Origin of the sequence: Methanoculleus chikugoensis (assembly GCF_900095385.1) — an archaeon.
Lineage (GTDB): Archaea > Halobacteriota > Methanomicrobia > Methanomicrobiales > Methanoculleaceae > Methanoculleus > Methanoculleus chikugoensis_A.
Genome location: NZ_FMID01000043.1, coordinates 13,407 through 33,623 on the forward strand (window position 1 = coordinate 13,407; position 20,217 = coordinate 33,623).

General features: G+C 64.4%; 20 protein-coding genes and 1 pseudogene. 11 read left to right on the top strand and 10 right to left on the bottom strand.

What is annotated here, in order from left to right:
- Window positions 1-335: 335 nt before the first annotated feature.
- Window positions 336-2,681, bottom strand: a complete 2,346-nt coding sequence (locus tag L21_RS08815) for an ATP-binding protein (protein WP_074370111.1) — start codon at window positions 2,679-2,681, stop codon at window positions 336-338.
- A gap of 378 nt (window positions 2,682-3,059) precedes the next feature.
- Between L21_RS08815 and L21_RS08820 the strand changes: the two genes are divergently transcribed.
- Window positions 3,060-4,502 carry a sensor histidine kinase gene (locus L21_RS08820; protein ID WP_256712845.1) on the top strand — a complete coding sequence of 481 codons (1,443 nt, stop codon included), beginning with the start codon at window positions 3,060-3,062 and terminating at the stop codon, window positions 4,500-4,502.
- On the opposite strand, the gene L21_RS08825 is transcribed toward L21_RS08820, so the two are convergent.
- Genes L21_RS08825 through L21_RS08840 form a run of 4 tightly spaced genes read right to left on the bottom strand, consistent with a single transcriptional unit; the run spans window position 4,486 to window position 6,546 of the window.
- Window positions 4,486-4,968: a DUF2124 family protein gene (locus L21_RS08825; protein ID WP_074370112.1), complete on the bottom strand. Its 483-nt coding sequence runs from the start codon at window positions 4,966-4,968 to the stop codon at window positions 4,486-4,488. The two genes, L21_RS08820 and L21_RS08825, sit on opposite strands and share 17 nt — an antisense overlap.
- 51 nt (window positions 4,969-5,019) lie before the next feature.
- A complete protein-coding gene (locus tag L21_RS08830) occupies window positions 5,020-5,367 on the bottom strand; it encodes a hypothetical protein (protein ID WP_074370113.1) in 348 nt (115 codons plus the stop codon).
- Between the two features lie 54 nt (window positions 5,368-5,421).
- On the bottom strand, window positions 5,422-5,607 hold the full coding sequence (locus L21_RS08835; protein WP_074370114.1) for a tautomerase family protein: 186 nt from the start codon (window positions 5,605-5,607) through the stop codon (window positions 5,422-5,424).
- Window positions 5,608-5,658: 51 nt separating this feature from the next.
- Window positions 5,659-6,546: a polyprenyl synthetase family protein gene (locus L21_RS08840; protein WP_074370115.1), complete on the bottom strand. Its 888-nt coding sequence runs from the start codon at window positions 6,544-6,546 to the stop codon at window positions 5,659-5,661.
- Between the two features lie 106 nt (window positions 6,547-6,652).
- On the opposite strand from L21_RS08840, the gene L21_RS08845 reads away from it, so the two are divergent.
- Window positions 6,653-7,588: a phosphotransferase gene (locus tag L21_RS08845; protein WP_074370116.1), complete on the top strand. Its 936-nt coding sequence runs from the start codon at window positions 6,653-6,655 to the stop codon at window positions 7,586-7,588.
- Entirely contained in the window at window positions 7,564-8,226 is a 663-nt protein-coding gene (locus tag L21_RS08850) for an HAD family hydrolase (RefSeq protein WP_074370117.1), read from the top strand. Before L21_RS08845 ends, L21_RS08850 begins: the two co-directional genes overlap by 25 nt.
- A gap of 305 nt (window positions 8,227-8,531) precedes the next feature.
- Here L21_RS08850 and L21_RS08855 read toward each other — a convergent pair whose 3' ends face one another.
- Together L21_RS08855 and L21_RS08860 are read right to left on the bottom strand one after the other, a co-directional pair.
- Complete coding sequence (locus L21_RS08855; RefSeq protein WP_083608910.1) at window positions 8,532-9,356, bottom strand: hypothetical protein; 825 nt, start codon at window positions 9,354-9,356, stop codon at window positions 8,532-8,534.
- Between the two features lie 42 nt (window positions 9,357-9,398).
- Entirely contained in the window at window positions 9,399-9,884 is a 486-nt protein-coding gene (locus tag L21_RS08860; RefSeq protein ID WP_074370118.1) for a GTP-binding protein, read from the bottom strand.
- A 208-nt stretch (window positions 9,885-10,092) separates the two neighbouring features.
- On the opposite strand from L21_RS08860, the gene L21_RS08865 reads away from it, so the two are divergent.
- The 3 genes from L21_RS08865 (at window position 10,093) to L21_RS08875 (ending at window position 13,890) form a co-directional block, all read left to right on the top strand.
- On the top strand, window positions 10,093-10,446 hold the full coding sequence (locus L21_RS08865; protein ID WP_074370119.1) for a hypothetical protein: 354 nt from the start codon (window positions 10,093-10,095) through the stop codon (window positions 10,444-10,446).
- Between the two features lie 109 nt (window positions 10,447-10,555).
- A complete protein-coding gene (locus L21_RS08870; RefSeq protein ID WP_074370120.1) occupies window positions 10,556-11,038 on the top strand; it encodes a HEAT repeat domain-containing protein in 483 nt (160 codons plus the stop codon).
- Window positions 11,035-13,890, top strand: coding sequence for a M1 family metallopeptidase (locus tag L21_RS08875; protein WP_074370121.1), 2,856 nt, complete (start codon window positions 11,035-11,037; stop codon window positions 13,888-13,890). Before L21_RS08870 ends, L21_RS08875 begins: the two co-directional genes overlap by 4 nt.
- Window positions 13,891-14,519: 629 nt before the next feature.
- Here L21_RS08875 and L21_RS14430 read toward each other — a convergent pair.
- Window positions 14,520-14,747 (bottom strand): annotated as a pseudogene (locus tag L21_RS14430) (MBL fold metallo-hydrolase); the annotation flags it as partial.
- A gap of 146 nt (window positions 14,748-14,893) precedes the next feature.
- Between L21_RS14430 and L21_RS08885 the strand changes: the two are divergent.
- Window positions 14,894-15,286, top strand: a complete 393-nt coding sequence (locus L21_RS08885; RefSeq protein WP_074370122.1) for a hypothetical protein — start codon at window positions 14,894-14,896, stop codon at window positions 15,284-15,286.
- Between the two features lie 7 nt (window positions 15,287-15,293).
- Here the strand turns inward: L21_RS08885 and L21_RS08890 are convergent, their stop codons facing one another.
- Together L21_RS08890 and L21_RS08895 are read right to left on the bottom strand one after the other, a co-directional pair.
- Window positions 15,294-15,941 carry a hypothetical protein gene (locus tag L21_RS08890; protein WP_256712852.1) on the bottom strand — a complete coding sequence of 216 codons (648 nt, stop codon included), beginning with the start codon at window positions 15,939-15,941 and terminating at the stop codon, window positions 15,294-15,296.
- Window positions 15,942-16,020: 79 nt separating this feature from the next.
- The gene (locus L21_RS08895; RefSeq protein ID WP_074370124.1) at window positions 16,021-16,221 is read right to left on the bottom strand and encodes a hypothetical protein; all 201 of its coding nucleotides are present in this window, start codon (window positions 16,219-16,221) and stop codon (window positions 16,021-16,023) included.
- A gap of 454 nt (window positions 16,222-16,675) precedes the next feature.
- Here L21_RS08895 and L21_RS08900 point away from each other — a divergent pair, with 454 nt between their 5' ends.
- The 4 genes from L21_RS08900 (at window position 16,676) to L21_RS13585 (ending at window position 20,202) form a co-directional block, all read left to right on the top strand.
- Window positions 16,676-17,884, top strand: a complete 1,209-nt coding sequence (locus L21_RS08900; protein WP_256712854.1) for a COG1361 S-layer family protein — start codon at window positions 16,676-16,678, stop codon at window positions 17,882-17,884.
- Window positions 17,881-19,092 (top strand): ABC transporter permease, encoded by a 1,212-nt coding sequence (locus L21_RS08905; RefSeq protein WP_256712856.1) that lies wholly within the window; start codon window positions 17,881-17,883, stop codon window positions 19,090-19,092. Before L21_RS08900 ends, L21_RS08905 begins: the two co-directional genes overlap by 4 nt.
- 4 nt (window positions 19,093-19,096) lie before the next feature.
- The gene (locus L21_RS08910; protein ID WP_074370126.1) at window positions 19,097-19,783 is read left to right on the top strand and encodes an ABC transporter ATP-binding protein; all 687 of its coding nucleotides are present in this window, start codon (window positions 19,097-19,099) and stop codon (window positions 19,781-19,783) included.
- Between the two features lie 251 nt (window positions 19,784-20,034).
- On the top strand, window positions 20,035-20,202 hold the full coding sequence (locus tag L21_RS13585) for a DUF1059 domain-containing protein (RefSeq protein WP_083608912.1): 168 nt from the start codon (window positions 20,035-20,037) through the stop codon (window positions 20,200-20,202).
- The last annotated feature ends 15 nt before the right edge of the window (window positions 20,203-20,217 follow it).

The window sequence follows — 20,217 nt, forward strand, 5'->3', positions numbered from 1 at the left end:
CGGCCCCGGATAAGGGTTTCCCATCACGGGGATCTGCCGGAGTCGTTATGAAGTCCGCCGGGTGTCAAACCAGCGACCCCCTCACACGAAGGGGAACAACTCGTAACCAAACAGGTCTTCGCGTTCTTCGCGGCTCGCACCTTCGGTGCTCCAACTCCGCCCCGCAGGAGCGTCGTTCTTCGCGTGAGGCAACATACAAGGATAATGACAGAGTCTCACGCGAAGAACGCGAAGAGAGTTACAGGTAACCCTCTACCGTCCTTCGCGGCTCGCACTCCGCGAGAGATGGCAATCCTCCCCGCACCGGGATCGCCGGATCAACGTACACTGCTTCATTAATGGTTCCGCTCCGACGCCGGGACGATCCGGATGTTCATCTTCTCCGAACCGATGATCAGGATCCCCTCCCCCGGCTGGAAGTTGAGGAGATCCTTCTCACTCACCTCGAAGAACTTGGCGTTCTCCTGGGCCTGTTTCTTGTTCTCGGAGCGCATGCAGAACTTCACGGCGATGTTCGCGAGAATCTCCTCGTTGAAGTGCGCAATCAACTGCGACGCGAGGATCAGCGAGACCCCGAACTTCCGCATCTCGGTGGCGTACTTGTTCAGGACGGCTTTGATCGAGGTCTTCGAACCGCTCTTCTGGCTCACCAGGAGTTTCGCCTCGTCGACGATGACAAAGAGCCGGAACTTCGCCCGCTCGTCCTCCGTCCCGCGCGGGATCTCGCCCGTCGCCTGGAGGGTATAGTAGATCCGCCGGAGGAATAGGTCCGCGAAGAGGTAACGCAGGTTCTCCGGGAGGGCGTTTAAGTTGATATGGGTGATTCCGCCGGAGAGGATCGTAGGGATCGAGATCTTCTCCTCGCCCGAGAAGAGTTTGTAGTCGAAGATATCCTCGAGGTAGGCCGGGATCGCCTCGTCCTCGCAGTTCATGATCTCCCCCTCGATGTCGTCGAAGTCGAGCACCCGCGTCCAGGTCTCGGTCTTCCCCGTGATCCCGGACATCCGGTAGCAGTCCTTGATGATGTTCTTGATCTTTCTGCGCTGCTGGATACCGAGCGTGGGAAAATTGATCGAGATGGCGTCGACGAAGTCCGAAGTCGCCCGGAGCGGGGTGATCTCGTCGATATCGGGGTCGAGTTCAAGCGGGTTGAAGTAATACTGGCCGCCCTCGCGAATCTTATACGACCGGATATCCCCGCTGCTCGCAGCCATGTCCCCATGGAAGTCGATCAGGACGACCGGCATCGCCTGTGCCGCGAGTTCTGAGGCAATGCACCGGATCGTCTCGGTCTTGCCGGCGCCCGAACCGCCGAGGATGATCATGTGGCCGTTGTTGAGACGGCCGGGCGACCAGTTGACCCGCTGCCCGTCCTGCGCATGCCCGAGGAAGATATCGAGCTCTCCGGACCGGGGAACTTCTGCCGGGACGGGTGACGGTTCGCCAAAGCGGCGTTCTAGAGCGACGGTGCCGGAGGAGGGCGGGGCGGCACGCCGGCGTGCGGGCGGCGGCACGATCGGTTCCTCCATCTCCTCCTCGTCTTCTTCCGCTTCCTCTTCCTCTTCGTCGGGGAAGACGAGCTCCTCCCACTCATCCTCCTCAGCCACAGGTGCGGGCGTCGGGACCGCGGGCTCATCCGGAACGGGAGACGGCTCCTCGGGAATGGGAGAAGAAGGCTCCTCTGCCGGGGCGGAACGATCGATGACGATCTTCTCGGCAACCTCGGCCATCAGCGCCCGCCCGAGATCGCGCAGGCGCATATCGTAGAGGTTCCGGTCCTTGACGATGAACCGGGCGAGGTCGACCCCGTCCTCCTCGCGCACCCCTTCGAGGACGTAGATCGCGTCGTCGAGCTCCGCGAGCACCCTCGCGAGTTCGCGGCGGTGGGCGGGCGATGCGCGGATACGATCATAGTCCTCGCCGCAGGCAAGGTAGCGCAGAACGGTGAACGTCGAGTAGAACGACTCGAGGAGCATGTCGTAGTGCTCCCTGACCGCCGGATCGATCCGCTCGAGCACCCCCTTGAGGATGTACGCGAACTCCGGGGGGAAGGTGTAGACGACGCCGTCGGCCTTTGCGCCGTCGAGATCGTAAGCGTAGGCAAGAACCGCGCACCCGGCGGCCCTGAGCCGGGAGGAGAACCGTTCGCACTCGGTAAAGAGGCCCGGACAGTTGTTGAGGAGGAAACGGATGAACGTCTCTTCGGTGCGGGGGAGCGTGGACGGGAAGGTCTTGTTGACGAACGATCCCTTCACCGTCCCTGCGAGAAGGGCCGGGACGACCTCGTGGATCTCGCGGGCCAGCCCGGCGATATCGAGCGCCCGGAGCCGTGCCTCCATCAGCGGCCGGGCTATCGCCTCGCCGGTAGCGTTCGCCGTCAGCACCGTCGTGCCGTTCCAGGAGGCGGACTCGATGAGGCCGGCCTGCCTGAGCGCAAAGAGCGGTCCGGACGTGTAGGCGTAACAGCTCTGTTCGACCACGCCCGCCCCTTCTCCCCGGGACGACGCGCTGTTCTGGGCGATGTAGATGTAGAGGAGCGTCTCGACGATGTCGCGAACCTCCTGCAGCCGGAAGTCCCGCAGGTACTCGGTGACGGCGGGAGGAAACGACTCCATCAGGGCCGGAATCTCGGCATCCGCATAGCCTGTGGCTTTGAGTGCTTTGGCAAGGTCTGTTGACACGGATTCACCAGCGGGTGGGTTCTTCTCGTGGTGCACGGTGTGCTGCACGATACCGCGTCACGTGACGCAGCCCTGCAGGCGGCCGCATCAGTGAAGCGGGCAGTTGGAATAGTTTCGCTCTATGACCTATTAAACATAGGCTGTTTGCAGAAAATCGGCCGCATCCGGCAGAATGCTCCCGTATCGAGGTGCACTTCCCTGCATCACCCGGGGAGAGGCGGCCGCCGCATTCCCGGCCGGATCTCCTGTGCCCGATCTCGCCTGAAGTCACCTGACCGGCCCTGATATCCCACAACTCACCGGAATTTCACGGCATTAGTTATGCACACAGTTTTATATTATTGATAACATATAATTGCCCGCCGAGGTGGGCACCCTGTGACTACCCTTACCGAACACCAGCGAGTGGTCATCATCATGACGCTCCTCGCGATCTCGGTCTTCCTGACCTACTACTTCCACGCGGTCCTGATGCTCGGGACCGTCTTTTCGCACTTCTTCTACATCCCGATCATCCTGACCGCGCTCTGGTGGGAGAAACGGAGCGTACCGGTCGCCATCTTTCTCGGCGGGCTCGTCGTCGTCAGCAGCCTCCTCTACCGGCCCGATCTCCTGACCCTGAACGACTACGGACGCGCGCTGATGTTCGTCGTCATCGCCTTCGTCGTCGCGTCCCTCTCCGAACAGCTCAAAGGGCGGGAGCAGGTGGTGAAACGACAGAGGGATCTCATGCAGCGTTACCTGGACGTGGCGGGCGTCCTCTTCGCCGTCATCGGCACCGACCATACCGTCCGGCTCGTCAACCGTCACGGGTGCGAACTCCTCGGCTACCGGGAGGAGGAACTGCTCGGGAAAGACTGGTTCGATACGGTCGTTCCCGGAGCGCTCCGGGAGGCGCGGCGGCGGGCGTTCGACGAGGCGATCGCCCGAAAAGCCGCTCTGCCGGGGCAGCGGGAGCACCCCGTCGTCACGCGGAACGGCGACGAACTGATCCTCGCGTGGAAGGACACCGTGCTCACCGGCGACGACGGCCGGCCGACCGGCATAATCGGGTCGGGAGCAGACATCACCGACCGTATCCGGGCAGAAGAGGGGTTGCGGGAGGCCCACGACGAGGCGAACCTCTACCTCGACATCATGACGCACGATATCAACAACGCGAACGCCGTCGCTCTCGGGTATGCCGACCTGCTCGAGACAACGCTCGGCGCGGGGAAGGAGCGGGAGATGATCCGGAAACTCAGGGCCGGCGTCGACCGGAGCATCGAGATCATCCAGAACGTCACGACGATCAGGCGTCTGCACTCCCATGAGACGGCGACGAAGCCCGTCGACCTCGACGCGGTCGTCAGGGCCGAGATCGCCCACCATCCCGGCGCCCGAATCGTTTATCGGGGAGAACCGGTCGGGGTCATGGCCGACGATCTTCTCTCCGAGGTCTTTGCGAATCTTATCGGCAACAGCGTCAAGTTTGGGGATCCGGGAGTCGAGATCGCCATCAGGGTCGAGGAGAGCGGCGATCAGGTCGAGGTCTCGATAGAGGATACCGGGCCGGGGGTGCCCGACGCGGTCAAACCAACCCTTTTTGCTCGTTTTGCGCCGGGGAAAAACAGCAGGAGCGGGAAAGGGCTCGGGCTCTACATCACCCGCACCCTGATCGAACGCTACGGCGGCCGGGTCTGGGTCGACGACCGGGTTCCGGGGCGTCCCGAATGCGGCGCGGCATTCCGGTTCACCCTCCACCGGTCGGGCCGGAGACAGAAACCACCGGCTCCTCCCGCAACGCCGACGGCCTGCCCGTTAGTCACTGCCAGATCTTGACCGGATCGATGGCGGCGTCGATGATCAGGTCGAAGTCGAACGCATCGAGCCAGCCCATCTTCTCGAACATCCGCATGAAACAGATGCCCACGACCTTCGCACCGGGATGGGTCGCGACGACAGCCTGCACCGCTTCTCTCTCGACCGGGATGCCCGGCATCGAGAGCCCGCCCATCAGGACGATCACCTTCGGGTCGAGACCGACCGCGTCGCCGGAGACCTGCATCCCGACACCCTCGATGGGTCGAACCACCTTCGCCGCCGCCTCGTCCACGTACGGCACGTAGACCTGCTCAAGGGCGAGATCCCGGACGGCGAACCCCAGGAGTTCGATAAAGGGGGTGCAGGTGCCGGGGCAGCCGTAGTAGACGACCTGGTCGCCTGCAGCGAGACCTATCTCGCGGAGGTACGCTTTGAACGGCCGGAGCATCCCCGGAACGCCGGAAAGTTGCTCTTTTAATTCCATGAAGGTCTGGTTGTCGCCGCGACATATACCGGTTCCGGATGCGGCCAATTCCTAGAGCAGCCCGCACCCGGAGAGGTGGTAGAGCCGCTCGATCCGTTCGGCCGCCTCCTCCGATACTGCTTTCTGGATACGGACGAGAATGGTCTCGATATCCTCTTCGGGCATGCACCCGAGGTCTTCGCGGCCGGCAAGGATCTGGTCGGCGAGGTATCCCCAGTCCTCGTCCGAGAGCCGGGCGACCCGCTCCGCAAAATCCTCCTCGTCAGCTGCGATGTGGTTGGAGACCGGGGGGAGGATCGAGTGGAACTCGTGGCCGGACTCCGGGCAGAGGACGCCGCTGTACTCGGGGGCCAGTTTTCTCAGGATGGCAAAGTCCTTCTCGTCAAGTTCGCGTGCCATGGTTTCGTCCGTTTATGGAGGTTCTTTCAGGTAAAAAGTGTTCGGCAACAGGAACTACGACTCCGAGAGGAGTTTTCCCGCCCGGGCGATGCTCTCAGTGCTGAGTTCCTCAAAGAAGATGGTGACCACCTGCGGGTCGACGCCGAACGTCTTCGTGACCGCGGCGGTGATCTCGTCTGCGAGTACCCGTTTCTGCTCAAGCGTCCGACCTTCGCCCATACGAATGGTTATTACCGGCATGATCTCTCAAAAGAGTGTTGGGCAGGGCGGTATTTATCGTTGCGCAGGCCGTCATCCGGCCGGCACCTCCTCCCCCATCGTGAGCCCCACGATATCCCTGACCGCCTGCCCGAACGGCTCCCACACAACCGGGGGCACCCGGCACCGTCCGGCGTTCACGATCCGGGCGGCCGCACCGCTCACCTCGCGTTCGAGTATCCGTCCCAGCGTCTGCCGGGTTCCGTTGTTCCCTGGGACGCACCTGAGGAGGAGCGCCTCCGACCCCGGCCGGGAGTCCCGGGCCCCCGTGCCGGGTGCGCTGAGATCCGCGATGTCGTCGGCGACCTGCATCGCTTTCCCGGCTGCGAGACCGAACTCGCCGAACGCGGTGACGACCGCATCCTCCTCACCCGCCGCCATGGCTCCCCAGGCGGCCGCGAGCGAGAAGAGACAGCCCGTCTTTCTGGCGACGATCGCGTCGTAGAGTTCGGCCGGCGGGAGGTCCGGCCCCCCAAACATCTCCCAGGCCACGCCCCGGGCCATCCTCCGCTGGGCCGACGCGAGCATCGTCACGTACCCGGGACCGTACGGGGCGGCGAGCGCGTAGGGGAGGGAAAGGATGCCGACGGCGTCGAGAACCGCCCGCCCGTCTCCCCGGGTGAGATGCAAGGACGGGGCTCCCCGCCGGGCGGTATCCCCGTCCAGCATGTCGTCGAGGATGAGGCTTGCGGCGTGGGCGAGCTCGACGGCGGAGGCGAGGTCGAGCGCCTGCCGGGTGGGTGCCGCCGCAGGGGCGAGACCGGCGTGGATGTAGAGGAGGAGCCCTGCCCGCATCCGCTTTCCTTTCAGGAGAAGAGGGAGGACATCCGGATCGATATCGGCCTTGCCGCCTGTCGTTTCCGCGATCCGGCGGTTGACTGCAGGACGTATCCTCAGAAGGAACTCGCGAAACGGTATCATGGCTCGTCATCCACGCCGATGCCGGTTAGGACATCCGGACGGTAAAAAGGTGTGGGTCGGTGCCGGGGGTATCTTCATTTCCCTGCAGAGCCCCCGGGATCGTTCGATGGCACGGCAGGTGATCGCCGGGAATGGATACCTGGAGAGCGGCGATCCGTTCGGGGACTGGCTCGCGGGCATCCTCGCCGACCGACTGAACGGGTGGCGCGGGAAGATCCGGGTCTTCCGGATGGAGCCCGCATCCCACGTCGTCTGCCGCTACGAGTTTGGGCCGGGGCTCTCTGTGGTCGGCAAATTCTTCGGCGCGCCGACCGGCGCCAGAACCCGCTACAACGCCGACGCGGCGATGAAGAACGAGTTCTTGAGGCTCCGCCACGTCTCCGGCTGGATCCGCGTCCCCCAGGCCATTGCCACGAACAGCCGGTTTCAGTCCGTCCTCGTGACCGGACATATCCCCGGCCCGACCCTCCGGGAACTCCTCGATGCGGGGGCATCCCTCTACGACCCCCTGACCGGCGTCGCGCACCTGCTTCGCCGGCTCCACGACGGCACACGGACCTCCTTCAAACGGGAGCGCGACTTCGCCTACTTCCACGCGATCCTCGACCAGAACGGCCTTCCGGGTTCCCGGAGGAAGCGGTTCGACCGCCTGCTCGGGGCGTGGTGGCACAGCACGCGGCTCGATTGGACGGGGTGCATGGTTCACGGCGACGCCACGCCCGGCAACTATCTCTTCGACGGCGGGATCTGCGCAATCGACTTCGAGGGGTCCCGGAACCACGCCCACCCGGTCCGCGACCTCGGCATCCTCGCCGCGGAGATCAGGGCATCGGGCGGGAGTACTACGACCGCCGAAGACTACATCGGCCACCTGCTCTGGCATTATAGCGGTAGCGAGGAGGAGTTCCGGCACCACACCGCCGTCCTCCCCTTCTTCATGGCGCTCGGCTACCTCAGGATAGCGCGGCTGTCCTGGTGGGCGGCGGAACGCGACCGGCTTTTAGCGGAGGCGGAGGCGTGTCTCGGCGCGATCCACCGGTAGTGGGGGTGCTCTTCGACTGCTACGGGACGCTCGTCGACATCCTGACCGACGAGCGCGATATCGAGACCTACCGGTGCCTCTCGCAATGGCTGATCTACCAGGGGGTCAGGATCGCCCCGGAAGACCTGCGGAACCTCTACACCTGCCGGGTCAGTGAGGCGCTCGAACTGGCCGGGGAGCCCCACCCGGAGGTGCGGGTCGAGGAGATCTTTGCCGGCATCTGTGCCGAACATGCCGCGTGGGAGGTCGATACGGATCGGCTCGGCGTCGAGTCCGCCCGGGCGTTCCGGGCCGCGTCGCTCCGGCGCCTCGGTGTCATCGAAAGGAGTAAACGACTGCTCGACCTCTTCAGCGCGAAGAAGACGGGGGTCGTCTCGAACGGGCAGCGGGTCTTCTCGGAGCAGGAGATGCGGATGCTCGAGTTCTACGACCGTCTCGGCTTCGTCATTTTCTCCTCAGACCTCGGTTACCAGAAACCGGATCCCCGGATTTATGCTGCGGCACTCGGGCGGATGCGGCTTTCCGCCCCCGAAGTCCTCTTCATCGGGGACAATCCCGGGAACGACGTCGATGCTCCCCGGAGGCTCGGGATGCAGGCGCTGCACGTCGAGGAGGCGTGGGTGCGCTATGGGGTGTAAGATCGGGAAACTCACCCCGCCCGGGGTAGGGTCCGGGATGCATATGCGCCCGAGGTTGTCCCAAACACTTTCGCCGGGAGGGGACGCCCGTTCGAAGACCATCGTTTTCCGGAGCGGAGTTGGAGCACCGAAGGTGCGAGCCGCGACTGTCCACAGGACGGGAGCGTGAGAAGCCGTAGGCTTCGAGCCGCGAAAGACGCGAAGAGAAGTAATTACCGACATCAGGAACTTCGCGATCTTCGCGGCTTCGCGTGAGGTGCCGCCAAAAAAGAGTATATCTCCGTTTTTCATCGACTGCGGGGCCGCTACACCAACTGCGCCCGGATGTGCTGCACCGTCTCGGGATACCGCTTCTCGAGCCGGTTCTTCTTGAGATTCTCCCGCACGATCCACCGGATATCCTGATCGTCGAGAGTCGCAAGTTGCCGCAGGTACTCAAAGCCAAGCGCGGGAAGGGCGGCGATGACCACGCTGAGCGTGTAGCCGAGCGCCTTTCGGAGCGCACGGAACGCCTCGGACTGCCTCTCTTTTGCGGTGTAGATCCGGATCAGGATCTTCCGGTGGAACCGGAGCGCCGTCTCTGCGAGGTCGGGCTCAGCCAGGAGATCCGGCTCGGCAATCCCCGCGACCGCAGCCCGCATGGCAAGCCAGGAACCCCCCTCCACCCAGCCCTCCAGCTCCGAAACCGTCGTATCGCGCTGTCGGGAGAGGAGATCCTGAAGCCCCATCGCCACCGCCTCCCTGATCCGCCACCGCGGATCGACGGAGGCTTCCCCGAGGTGCCTGAGCGCCGCCTCGACGCATCCCGGCGACACCGACCCGATCGCCCCGACGCCCCGAACACCGCAGAACCCGAGAAACTCGTGCGGGTCGCCTGTCGGGGCATCCTCCGGCGCAATAGAGGCCAGCTCGACGCAGAGGTTCCACAGCAGGTGCTGGTCGTCGGGATCGGCAACGGCAAACTCCTGCACGGTTCCGGCAAACGCCGCCGCAAGCTCCAGGTTTGCCCGGGGTCCGGGAAGGCGGCTCTCCGCGACAAGGTAGGCAAGAAGATCCCCGGCATCGCCGCTCGAGAGAAAACCCGTGAGCAGCCGGGCAACCTCCTTGATATGGGTCTCTTTACGGGTCATTGTCCGTAGAGAAGAACGACCTTGAGGCAGTAAAAATGATCGCTACCGCGCAGTCAGGGTTGCGACAAAGGCGTCAAGTGCCGCATGGACGTTCTCCCCGTTCCGCGCGGAGATCGGATGCACCATCTCCCCCGGGAGGGCGTGGCTGACGGCCTCGGGCACTGCACCGGGACTGTCGCACTTGTTTGCCATGAACGCGAGCGGCACGTCGAGAGCCTTCAACTGGTCGTAAAGATGCCTCGTCATCGCGTCCACGCCCGTCGTGGCGTCCACAACGATGATCGCGCCGTCCATCCCCCGCGAGATGATCTGCCGGACAAACTCGAACCGCTCCTGCCCCGGTGTCCCGAAGAGGAAGACGGCCTTGTCTCTCACCGTCAATCTGCCGAAATCGAATGCAACAGTCGTGGGGCCTTCTTCCGAGGATGCCTCGATGTGACGGCTGCGGGGGTCGAGCGCCTGGATGAAACTGGACTTGCCCGCATTGAAGGAACCAAAAACGACGATCTTGAGCCTGCCTTCTGCCATTAACCTTCTATCTGCACCAGGATGTTTTAGCGTTTCGTTATGGCGGCGCCGTGGCGAGGATGGGAGGGTATCCGACCACCGTCAAGAAAAATATTTTCCCTGCGTCCCGGCAGAGGGGAAATAATCGTAACCTTGCTCCGACGGGGCTTCTGCGCTCCCCGGCGCAAGCGCCCAATATCCATATAACCGGCGGCTCCAAGGTACTGGTATGGAGCCGGACGAAGTCGATTCGGTCGCGCATGAGATCATGGCCACCCTGGACAACCTCTTCCTTGCGGAGAAACAGGCGCGGCTCCAGGTCTCCGCACTCGAGGAACGTCAGTATCCCCTGGCCGCGACGTTCGAGATGGTCAGTGACATGGATACGGGGACCGCTATCGAGGAAGCGCTTGCCGGGTTCGGCTTTGAGTACCACGCCATCGACGAAGACGCCGAACTCTGGATCTCGGACGACCACGGGCTGATGGTCTTCCTCTACTTCACCGACCCGGACGGGCGCTACTACAACTACCGGATCGTCGCGTTCGACGTCGTCGGCGAGGAAGAAGAACTGCCTGCGTGACCGGCGCGGGAGGCGGCAACCCCCCGGCGGCAGGGCGGGAAGGTGCCGTGGCAGGTGCTATATATAGTAAACGAGATCTTGTGTGCGGCGAGAATCTGGAGGAGTTGAGATGGAGCGCTCGGTAAAACGCCTTATGGAGGACAGGGAGAAACGGCGCGAGGAGAACATCGGCAAGTACATCGAGCAACTCTCGGACGAGAGCACCCCCTACCGGCTGCGGGCGGCCGAGGCGCTCGGGGAGTGCGCCGATCCCCGCGCGGTCGAGCCGCTGATCGCCGCCCTCGCAGACCGCGAGAACGAGGTCAGGTGGGTCGCCGCACAGGCGCTCGGGAAGCTGTGCGACGCGCGGGCGGTCGAGCCGCTCCTCGTTCTCCTCGGTGACCCCAACCGGTGGGCGCGGCGCGGTGCCGCCTGGTCGCTCGGCGAGATCGGCGATCAACGCGCGGTCGAGCCCCTCCTCGGCCTTCTCGGGGACAGAAAGAAAGACGTCAGGGCGGCCGCCGCCGACGCGCTCGAGAGCGAGGAGGAGCCCGAGGTCCGGACGGCGATCCGCCGTGCCCTCCGCGATATCACCGGCGAGGCGGGATTTTGACCGGAGAAGGCGGAGAACGGAGGCTCTTTCGCTACTACCCGGAAGACTTCGGGGCGCTCCCCGTCCGGGTCGTCCACGTGGATCTCGTCTTCGACGTCTATGACGGACACACCCGGGTCGTCTCCGCCCTCACCGCCGGAACGCTCGACGCGCCGCTCTCGTCGCTCTCCCTGAACGCCCGCGACCTGGATATCCTCCGCGTGGAGTCCGCCGGATACGCCGTCACCCACACCTACGACCGGGACGCGGCGACCCTCACCGTCGCCTTCGATCCCCCCGTCCCGCCCCGGACACAGTTCACCCTCGAGACCGAGACGATCTGCCGGCCGAGCACCCACGTCCTCGAAGGCCTCTACTACGACGGGCGATGCCCCGGCGGGCCGCCCACCCAGATCACCCAGTGCCAGCAGTGGGGGTTCCAGCGGCTGGTCCCCTGCCTCGACGACATGACCGCGAAGTGTACCTACACGACGACGATCGTCGCGGATAATGGATATACGGTCACCATATCGAACGGCGACCCGGCAGGATCCCGGATCCCCTGCGCCCCCGGCCGCTCCGTGCAGCGGTACGAGAACACCAGAACCCCGATGGCTCCCTACCTCTTCTTCCTCGGGGTGGGGTGCTACGACACCCACCGGCGCGAGTTCGAGTATCCCGACGGGCGGACGTTCGTCCTCGAACTCCTCGCGAAACCCGGTTCCGACCCGGAGGAAGCGGAGCGTGCGCTCGATATCCTCGCGGACGCCGTGATGTGGGTTCACCTCTTCACCGGCCCGGAAGAGTACCGCGACCGCAAGACCCGGGAAGAGGTGTGGCGGCTCGTGCGGGTGCGCGACGAGGCGAAACGTTCCGGCGACGTCAAGGTGCTCGAAGAGACCAGGAAGACGCTCAAAGACCTCATCTCGACCATCACGCCGGGCTACGCCTACACCGGGGCGGTCTACCGGGAGATCGCCATGCAGAACTCCGACTTCGGCGGGATGGAGAACGTCGGGAACACGACGATCGCCGCGAACCGGCTCATGCCCGGGCCCGACACCACCGACCCGGCCTTCGAGTATCTGGTCCGGGTGAAGGTTCACGAGTACTACCACAACGAGAACGGTTCCGAGGTGACCGGATGGAGCCCGTTCGAGATCTGGCTGAACGAGGCCGTGACCGTCCACGTCGAGAACCAGCACCATGCCTTCTTCTTCGGCGAGGCCTACTCCCGCATCAAGACCGTGCTCGACCTCCTCGATCCCGCGGCCGGGACGCTCACGCTCGACCGGGGCGCAGGGTCGATGCCGATCGAACCGGACGGCTTCAACGACCCGAACGACCTCATCACGGGGGTTACCTACGTGAAAGCCCCCGAGTTCGTCAGGATGATCGAGACGCTGATGGGAAAGGAGGCGTTTGCCGAGGCGCTCGGCCGCTACCACGACCGGTTCCGGCACGCGAACGCCTCGCGGGCGGACTGGCTGCGCTGCATGGAGGAGGTCTCGGGGCAGGATTTCTCGGGAATGGCTGCGGTCTGGCTGAAGGAGAAGGAGTACCCGGTCCTCGCGGTATCCCCCGCGTACGACCCGGCCGCCCGACGGTTCACCGTCGCCTACCGCCAGAGCCGCTCGCCCGGCGGCCGTCTCTGGGAGTTCCCGTTCCGTTTCGCGCTCGTCGACGCCGAAGGCAGGGACATCCGGGAGACGACCGTCAGGATCGCCGACGAGGCCGGGGAGATCATCCTCGACGGTGTAGATAGGCCCGCGTTCCTCTCGCTCAACCGCAGTTACTCCTTCTATGGGAAGACAGCATACCGGCCGCCGGAGGACGAACTCTACCTCCAGGTCGAGAGAGACCCAGATATCGTCGGCCGGTTCACCGCGTTCCTCGCGCTCGCCGACCGGGAGATGGTGCGGCTCCTCGAAGATCCGGGCGCAGCCGTCTCCGACCGGTTCGCCGACCTCTGCGCCGCCCTCCTCGCCGACGACTCTCTCATGGAGGAGGCGGGCGGGCAGTTCCTGACCATCTTCCCCTCGGTGGAGGACGAGCGGTTCGCCCACCGTTACCGGGCGCTCCATGACGCCCGAAGAGCGATCCTCACCGCCGTCGCCGCACGGGGCGGCGAGACCCTCCTCAGTGTTTACCGGCAGGCGGCAAAAGCGTCTCCCGCCGCGCCAGACAGCCTGGAGGAAGAGGGCGCGGCAATCCGGCGGCGGCAGCGCAAAAACGCCTGTCTTTCGATCCTCGCGACCCGGGACACCCCGGAGGTTCACCGGCTGCTCCTCTCCCAGTTCCGGGAAGCCACGGCCGCAACCGACCGGCTCGCCGCGTTCTCGCTGATCCTCGAAAGCAGCGCTCCGGAACGGCAGGAGATCTTCGAAACCTTCGCAGCTCTCTCTGCAAAAAGCCCCGTCGCGTGGGAATCCTTCCTCGCCGCCGTCGCCGGAAGCGACTGTGACGACCTCGTTCCCGTTCTGGAACGGATCGAGTCCTCGCCGGCCTTCGCATTCGAGCAGGCCGACCAGCAGCGGGCGCTCTATGGGCGGTTCGCGCTGAACAGGAAGCGGTCGCTCGAAACCGAAGACGGGCGGGCCTACCTTGCAGAGGTGCTCCGGCGGCTCGCCCCGGTCAACGAGTACAGCACCGTCCGGGCTCTCGATGCGTTCGCATTCATCGACGGGATGGAGCACCGCCACCGGGTTCCGGCGGTCGCGGTGCTTGCAGACCTCCTCGCCGGCCTCGATCCGGGTGCATACCCCGCGGTCTACAACAACGCCCGCCGCTTCCTCCTCGGCGCCCCGGAGGCAGTCCGCGCATACGAGGAGGAGCACGGGGCGATCCCAGGACTCCGGGAACCCGCCCCCTGACCTACCCGTACCCGAGGCGCAGCCCGACGCCGGTCTCCCGGACGTTCGCTATCCGTGCAAGAGCAATCTTTGCCGCAAGGTCGGTGCAGTGGCAGGGGTGGAGGGCTGCCGGCCGCACCTCCGCGAAATAGTCGAGAATACCCTCTATCTGCTCCGGTGGTGCATCGAGGAGATGGAACCCGCCGATGACGTCGGCGACCCGGTCCTCGTTGCAGACCTCGCGCGCCTGCTCGACAATCGAGCAGATCCCCGAGTGAGAGCAACCGGTTACGATGACGAGCCCCTCCGCGGTCTTGCAGGCGAGCGCGGTGTCGTCGATGACGGTGTCGTCCCGGATGCCGTCGGGTGTAGACGTAGCCGCATGGGGGCGCCCTCTCGAACTCGAACCGCCGCTCGATCTCGCCGAGGAAGACCAGGTTTTCGGTCAGCCAGAGGGAGGCCGGTGTGAGGAGGACATTCCCGTGCCGGAAGAGTTCCTCGACCGAGAGGTGGCACCCGATCTCCCCGACGCCGTTGCAGCTCCGGGTGAGGAACGCATCCGGATGGGCGATGAACGCGGGTTCAATCCGCTCGCGGCCCTCGAGGATAGCCTCGGTATGAAGCCGGATGAGAGCATCGAGGCCCCAGGTGTGATCGAGGTGGCCGTGGGAGATGACGACGTCATCGACGCGGAGGAGGTCGATCCCCATCTTTTGGGCGTTGGCAACGAGGATGCCCGAGTACCCGGCATCGAAGAGAACCCGGGTCCCGCCGTCCTCAATGTGAATGGAGAGCCCCGGCTCCGCGAGGAAGTAGCGGTCGGTGAGGGTGGCGTTATCCACGAGGACCGCGAGTTTCATCTCGACCGCCTCCGGCATGTAGCGACGGAAGTGGCGCCCCGGGACGCTGCTTCGGCCGCAAACGGATCCATGCGGATACTGGGAACGTCGCGGTTAAGAAAGTATCCTGCGGCCGCCGGAGGAAAGAAGTCGCTCCCCGCGAAACGCTATGGAGGAGGAATACCATGATGGAATCGGGTTATGAGACCTTCTCTCCCGGAGAACCGGCGGAACTCGAAGCGATCGGCCTCGCAGCCGGGATGCGGCTTGGGCTCGATCGCCTGAAAGACCTGCAGGAACGCCGCGACGTAGAGGTCATCCTCTACTTCGACGAGGACCTCGCCCGGAACTCGACGCTTGAGGCTGATTACGCGGACTTCCGGATCGTCCCGGTGCAGGCCCGGCCGTTCATGCCGCTCGCGGTCTTTCTCCGGGTGATCGCGGAGCGGGATCCGGAGTTCTCGGAGCGCACGTGCCGGGAGCCCCCGGTGGTCGAGGTTCTCGAGACCGGGATGCTCAACCGCTACTCAGGGTGCGTCGCCTGCAGAAGGCCGTACGTGAAAGCGCTCCTGCTGTAACTCCGTTCTATCGGCGCGTCGCCGCCCCGCCGCGACCGAGATCGAACGCCGCGAGGACCCGGCGGCAGGTGCAGTGGCTCCCGAGGTGGCAGAGAGCCGCCTTCGTCACCTCGAACCGGACGGGAAAGTCGATACCGGGGATGATCTCCGGGAGATCGCCGAACCCGAGTGTGATGTGCGGCGAGTAGCGCTCGTACGCGGAGGTCTTCGGAAACCGCAGGAGGCAGTCGACGGACGGCGCGGAGGCTTCCCCGGAGAAGGCTGAAGGCCCCGTCGGGGCCGCCTGATACGGCATCACTGCGTTCATCACGGCCTTGTGAAAGAGTTGGAGGATCTCCGCCCTGAGGATGTGGAAGGTGGAGACGGTCTCGCCCACGTTCTTGCGGTGCTTTGCAACGGCGTCGATGGTCAGGGCCATGGGGGAGCAACGCTGCGTAATCCGCTCAACCTTCGCGGAAATCTCCGGGATATCCCCCCGCCTTGCCGGGAGCATCGCGACCGATATATGAGGGAGGCAGCCCCCCCGGTCGAGACGTATCGCTCCGTCCGGGTTGCCGGCAAGCAGCGTCCGGTTCGCGCCGATCGCCAGATCCATGATCGGGCCGGGCGGAAGGAGGACGAGATCGACGGCGATCGTTTCGGGAAGTTCGTGCATGGTGCCGAAGAGAGCGGCGGGGTAAAAAAGCGTTGTCACCCGGAAATTTACTTCCCGCCGGGTGACGCCCCGGACGCCATCACCACCTCACGCCGAAGATCGGCTCCTCCTCGACGAGGTTCGTGATCCTTCGGACGCTCGCCTCCATCGGCATCTCCTCTCCGCTGCAAAGACCCTGTTTGAGTTGTTCCAGACCTGCAGCCACCGAGTCGTCCTTCGAACGAACACCGCTTACCGTCACCCTGAACGTCAGCGTCACCAGCCATTGGGTCGGCTCCATCTCTCCCCCCTCACGATGGGAACGGAGTATACCGCCTGCGGGTCATAAAGGCAGCTCATGATCGGGGAGGTTGTGCGCCGGATACCCCGTGCGACAGGAATAGCAAAAAATGGGGGACTGATGAGTGAGAACGGAGAGCAGCACGGCATTATGAGAACGTACAGAGGTGTTGAAGCGTTTCATCACGCATGGAGGTATCGTTGCGGTCACGCATCCGGTCCGTACCGGCTCAACCGTATCCCGACCATAATATATTTCTTGGATAATATAATGTTTCCGCGGTGCCCGGCATATCGCCCCACCCTGAACCGGTGAGAGCAGCCGTGCACAACGATTATATATAACCACCAGGGAGTCGGACTCCGACTACCTGCCCGGGAGGGATGGGAGGATGATCCGGGTATCCGCGGCTGCGCCCCGAAGGGGCATAAGAAGGCTGACGATCGGTTATCTTGTGAGCGCACTCATTCTCATCCTGCTCCTCGCCCCGGCAGCAACGGCCGCCCCGTCGGTGATCGTCTCCAACTTCACCGTCACCCCCGCCGTCCTGATGCCCGGCGACGAAGGGACAATCACCGTGGTGCTCACGAGCACCGCACTGCCGGCCGCGGGATCGCCGCTCAACATCCGGCTCGACCCCGGCACCGGGGAGATGAACACCTCGACGGAGACGGAGGAGAACGCCTACATCGAGAACGTGCTCCTGCACAGTACAGACGTCGAGGTCATGAGCGGGAGTTTCCAGGATATCGGCGAGATCGGCCCCGGCCAATCCTTCCCGGTCACGTTCCGGATTCGCGCCCCGGGAGAAGAGGGGATATACTTCCCGGAGGTCTGGGTCAGCGTGCGGGACGGGGAGAATGTACGATACCCCGTGCCGGTGAACGTCGGCACCGCATACGCCATAGCCAAGAGGCCGGCGCTCCGGGTGGAGAGGACCGTTCCGGCGTCCGTCGACCCGGGCGACCCCTTCAACGTCACGCTGACCATTCATAACGACGGCCAGGCCACCGCGAGCGACATCGCCGTCGGCGTCAATGCGACCTCCGGCGGGATCGCCCCGCGGAACGCGGAGAACTACTACATCCCCGAACTCGAAGCGGGGGGAGACGCCGTCCTGAACCTGACCTTCGAGACCGATACCAGCGCACCGCTCGGCCTTACCCCGATCCTCGTCACCGTCGACTACCGGGGCGCCGACCTCGCGCCGTCGAGGCAGGTCGCGACGATCGGGATCCCCGTCGTCGGCAAAGCCGAGATGGGCGTCGCCTCCATCAGGACCGAGCCCGCCCGGATCACCGCCGGGGAGACGGTCGACCTGACGATCCGGCTGGAGAACACCGGGACGGCGGATGCGGAATCGGTCAGGGCGACCATCGAGGGTCTCGCCCTCCCGGGCTCAAAAGAAGCGTTCCTCGGGACGATCGAGCCGGGGAACGACGGGCCCGCCATCTTCTCACTCGTTGCCGACGAGGCGGGAGAGTTCGGCTACACCCTCGTCGTCCGGTATACCGACGACTACGGAGAGCATACGGTCAGGCAGGCCCTGCAGGTCGTCGTCACCGGGCAGAACCCGGTTCCGATGATCGCGGTCGCGGCAGCCGCCCTCATCGTCGCCGCCGCGGCCGCGATCTACTGGTACCGGCGACGAAAGGAGGAGTGACCACGGTGTTTTCAGGCATCAGGGTCTCCGCGTTCCTGGCCTGGAAGTCGATCCAGCGCGGAAGCAGGGGGACGCTCGCCCTCACCATCATGATCATCGCCCTCATCTTCGTGAACCTGGTCTTCCTCCCCTCCATCATCTCCGGGGTCGTCGTGACCTTCGATACCCAGTCGATCGACTTCGACCTCGGAAACCTGGTCATTGAGCCCCGGGAAGGCAGCCAGTACATCGACGGCGTGGACGGCCTCCAGAAGAAGGTCGAGCAGATCCCGGGGATCACGGGCACATCGCCCCGCATAACCGCCGGTGCGACGTACTTTTACCGGGGCCGCAACGCCGCAAGCACGCTCTACGGCATAACCCCGGAAGACGAGCGATCGGTGACCAGGATCGCCGACTACATGACCGCGGGGGAGTTCCTCTCGGGCGGCGATACCGACGCGATCATCATCGGCGCAACCCTCGCGGGGACGGAAGGGGTGGAGGAGGGGGGCCTCCCCTCGCTTGAGGGGGTCGGGGTCGGCGACTCGGTGGATGTGGCCTACCCGAACGGTGCAACAAGGACCTACCGGGTGAAGGGGATCTTCGAGACCCAGTCCTTCGGCGTCGATACCGCGGCCTTCGTCACCACCCGCGAGATGAGCAGGGTGCTCGGGCTCGATAACCAGGCGTCCGCGATCCTGGTCAAGACCGCGGTCAACGGCAGGGAGGAGGAGTACAAGACAGAGATCCTCTCCTACGGCGTCCAGGAGGACGTCCTGACGTTCCGGGAGAAGTCGGGGGGGTTCGTCGAGCAGGCGATCCAGAGTTTCAACATCATCAACGCCATCTCGACACTCGTCAGCCTGATCATCGCCATCGTGGTGGTCTTCATCGTGATCTTCATCAACACCGTGAACCGGCGCCGACAGATCGGGATCCTGAAAGCAATCGGCATCGACCAGCAGATCATCATCAACTCCTACGTCCTCCAGGTGCTCTTCATCACCGCCGTCGGGGCGCTCGTCGGGATCGGGCTGAACGCCGGGGTGACGACCTACCTGACCGCCTACCCGCTCGTCTTCCCCGGCGGCCCGGTCTACCCGGATGTGGAGGCGTCTGCCATCCTCCGGAGCATCGGGAGCCTCTTCGGGGTCTCGCTGGTGGCGGGCTACATCCCGGCGTGGCGGATCGCGCGGGAGGATATCCTCACCGCAATCAGGGGGTGAGAGGGTGATCGTGGCGGAAAACCTCACGAGGGTCTACGCGATGGGGAACGTGGAGGTCCGGGCCCTTGCGGGCGTCTCGCTCGAGGTCGCAAAAGGCGAGTTCGTCGGGATCATGGGAGCGAGTGGCAGCGGCAAGTCGACGCTCCTCCATATCCTCGGGCTCCTCGACCGCCCTACGTCCGGGAGCGTCACGATCGACGGGACGGATGTCCTGGCCCTCTCCGACCACCGGCGAACCCTCTTCCGGCTGAACCGGCTCGGCTACGTCTTCCAGGACTACGCGCTCATCGGGGAACTCACGGCGCTCGAGAACGTCTACCTGACGTCGCTCGTCCGGGGGGCATCGAAGGACGAGTACATCGAGCGGAGCGCCGATATCCTCCGGCGGGTCGGTCTTGGCGACCGGATGGACCACCGGCAGAGCGAGCTTTCCGGCGGCGAGCAGCAACGCGTGGCGATAGCCCGGGCGCTCGTGAACAGTCCGAGCATCCTGCTCGCCGACGAACCCTGCGCGAACCTCGACAGCCAGACTTCGAAGAGCATCCTCGACCTCTTTGCACGGTTAAATGAGGAACTCGACCAGACGATCGTGATGGTCTCGCACGAGGACTGGCACAAGGAGTACTTCTGCCGGATCGTCACCCTCCGGGACGGCCTGATCGGGGATATGGTGGAGTGCAGGAAGGCGTGACATACTCCACGGGCTGGAGTTTCATGCAGAGTCCGTAGCGAATGTCTCACTTCGCGGCTTCGCGGCTTCGTGTGAGTTTTCAGTAAAGGGGATGACGAAGCATCACGCGAAGTGCGACGTAATTAGGGCATTCACCACCCTGCATCTGTCCTGGAGCATGAACGTGCGCCCACCCATACACGCTGAGCAGAAAAAAACGGCGCCGATATTTTTATATCGAACGCAGTATACAAACCCGGCCGGCGAGAGGCATGCAGGAACAGAAGACGTTCAGGTGCAAAGATCTCGGCCTTGCGTGCGAGTTCGAGGAGAAGGCCGAGAACGAGAACGAGCTGATGAAGCGGGTCGAGGGGCACGTCCAGACCGCCCTCCCGTCGTCCGCGATCTCACCGGCAGGGTGGTGCTGCTCTCCTTCTTGACGTTCACCTGTTCGA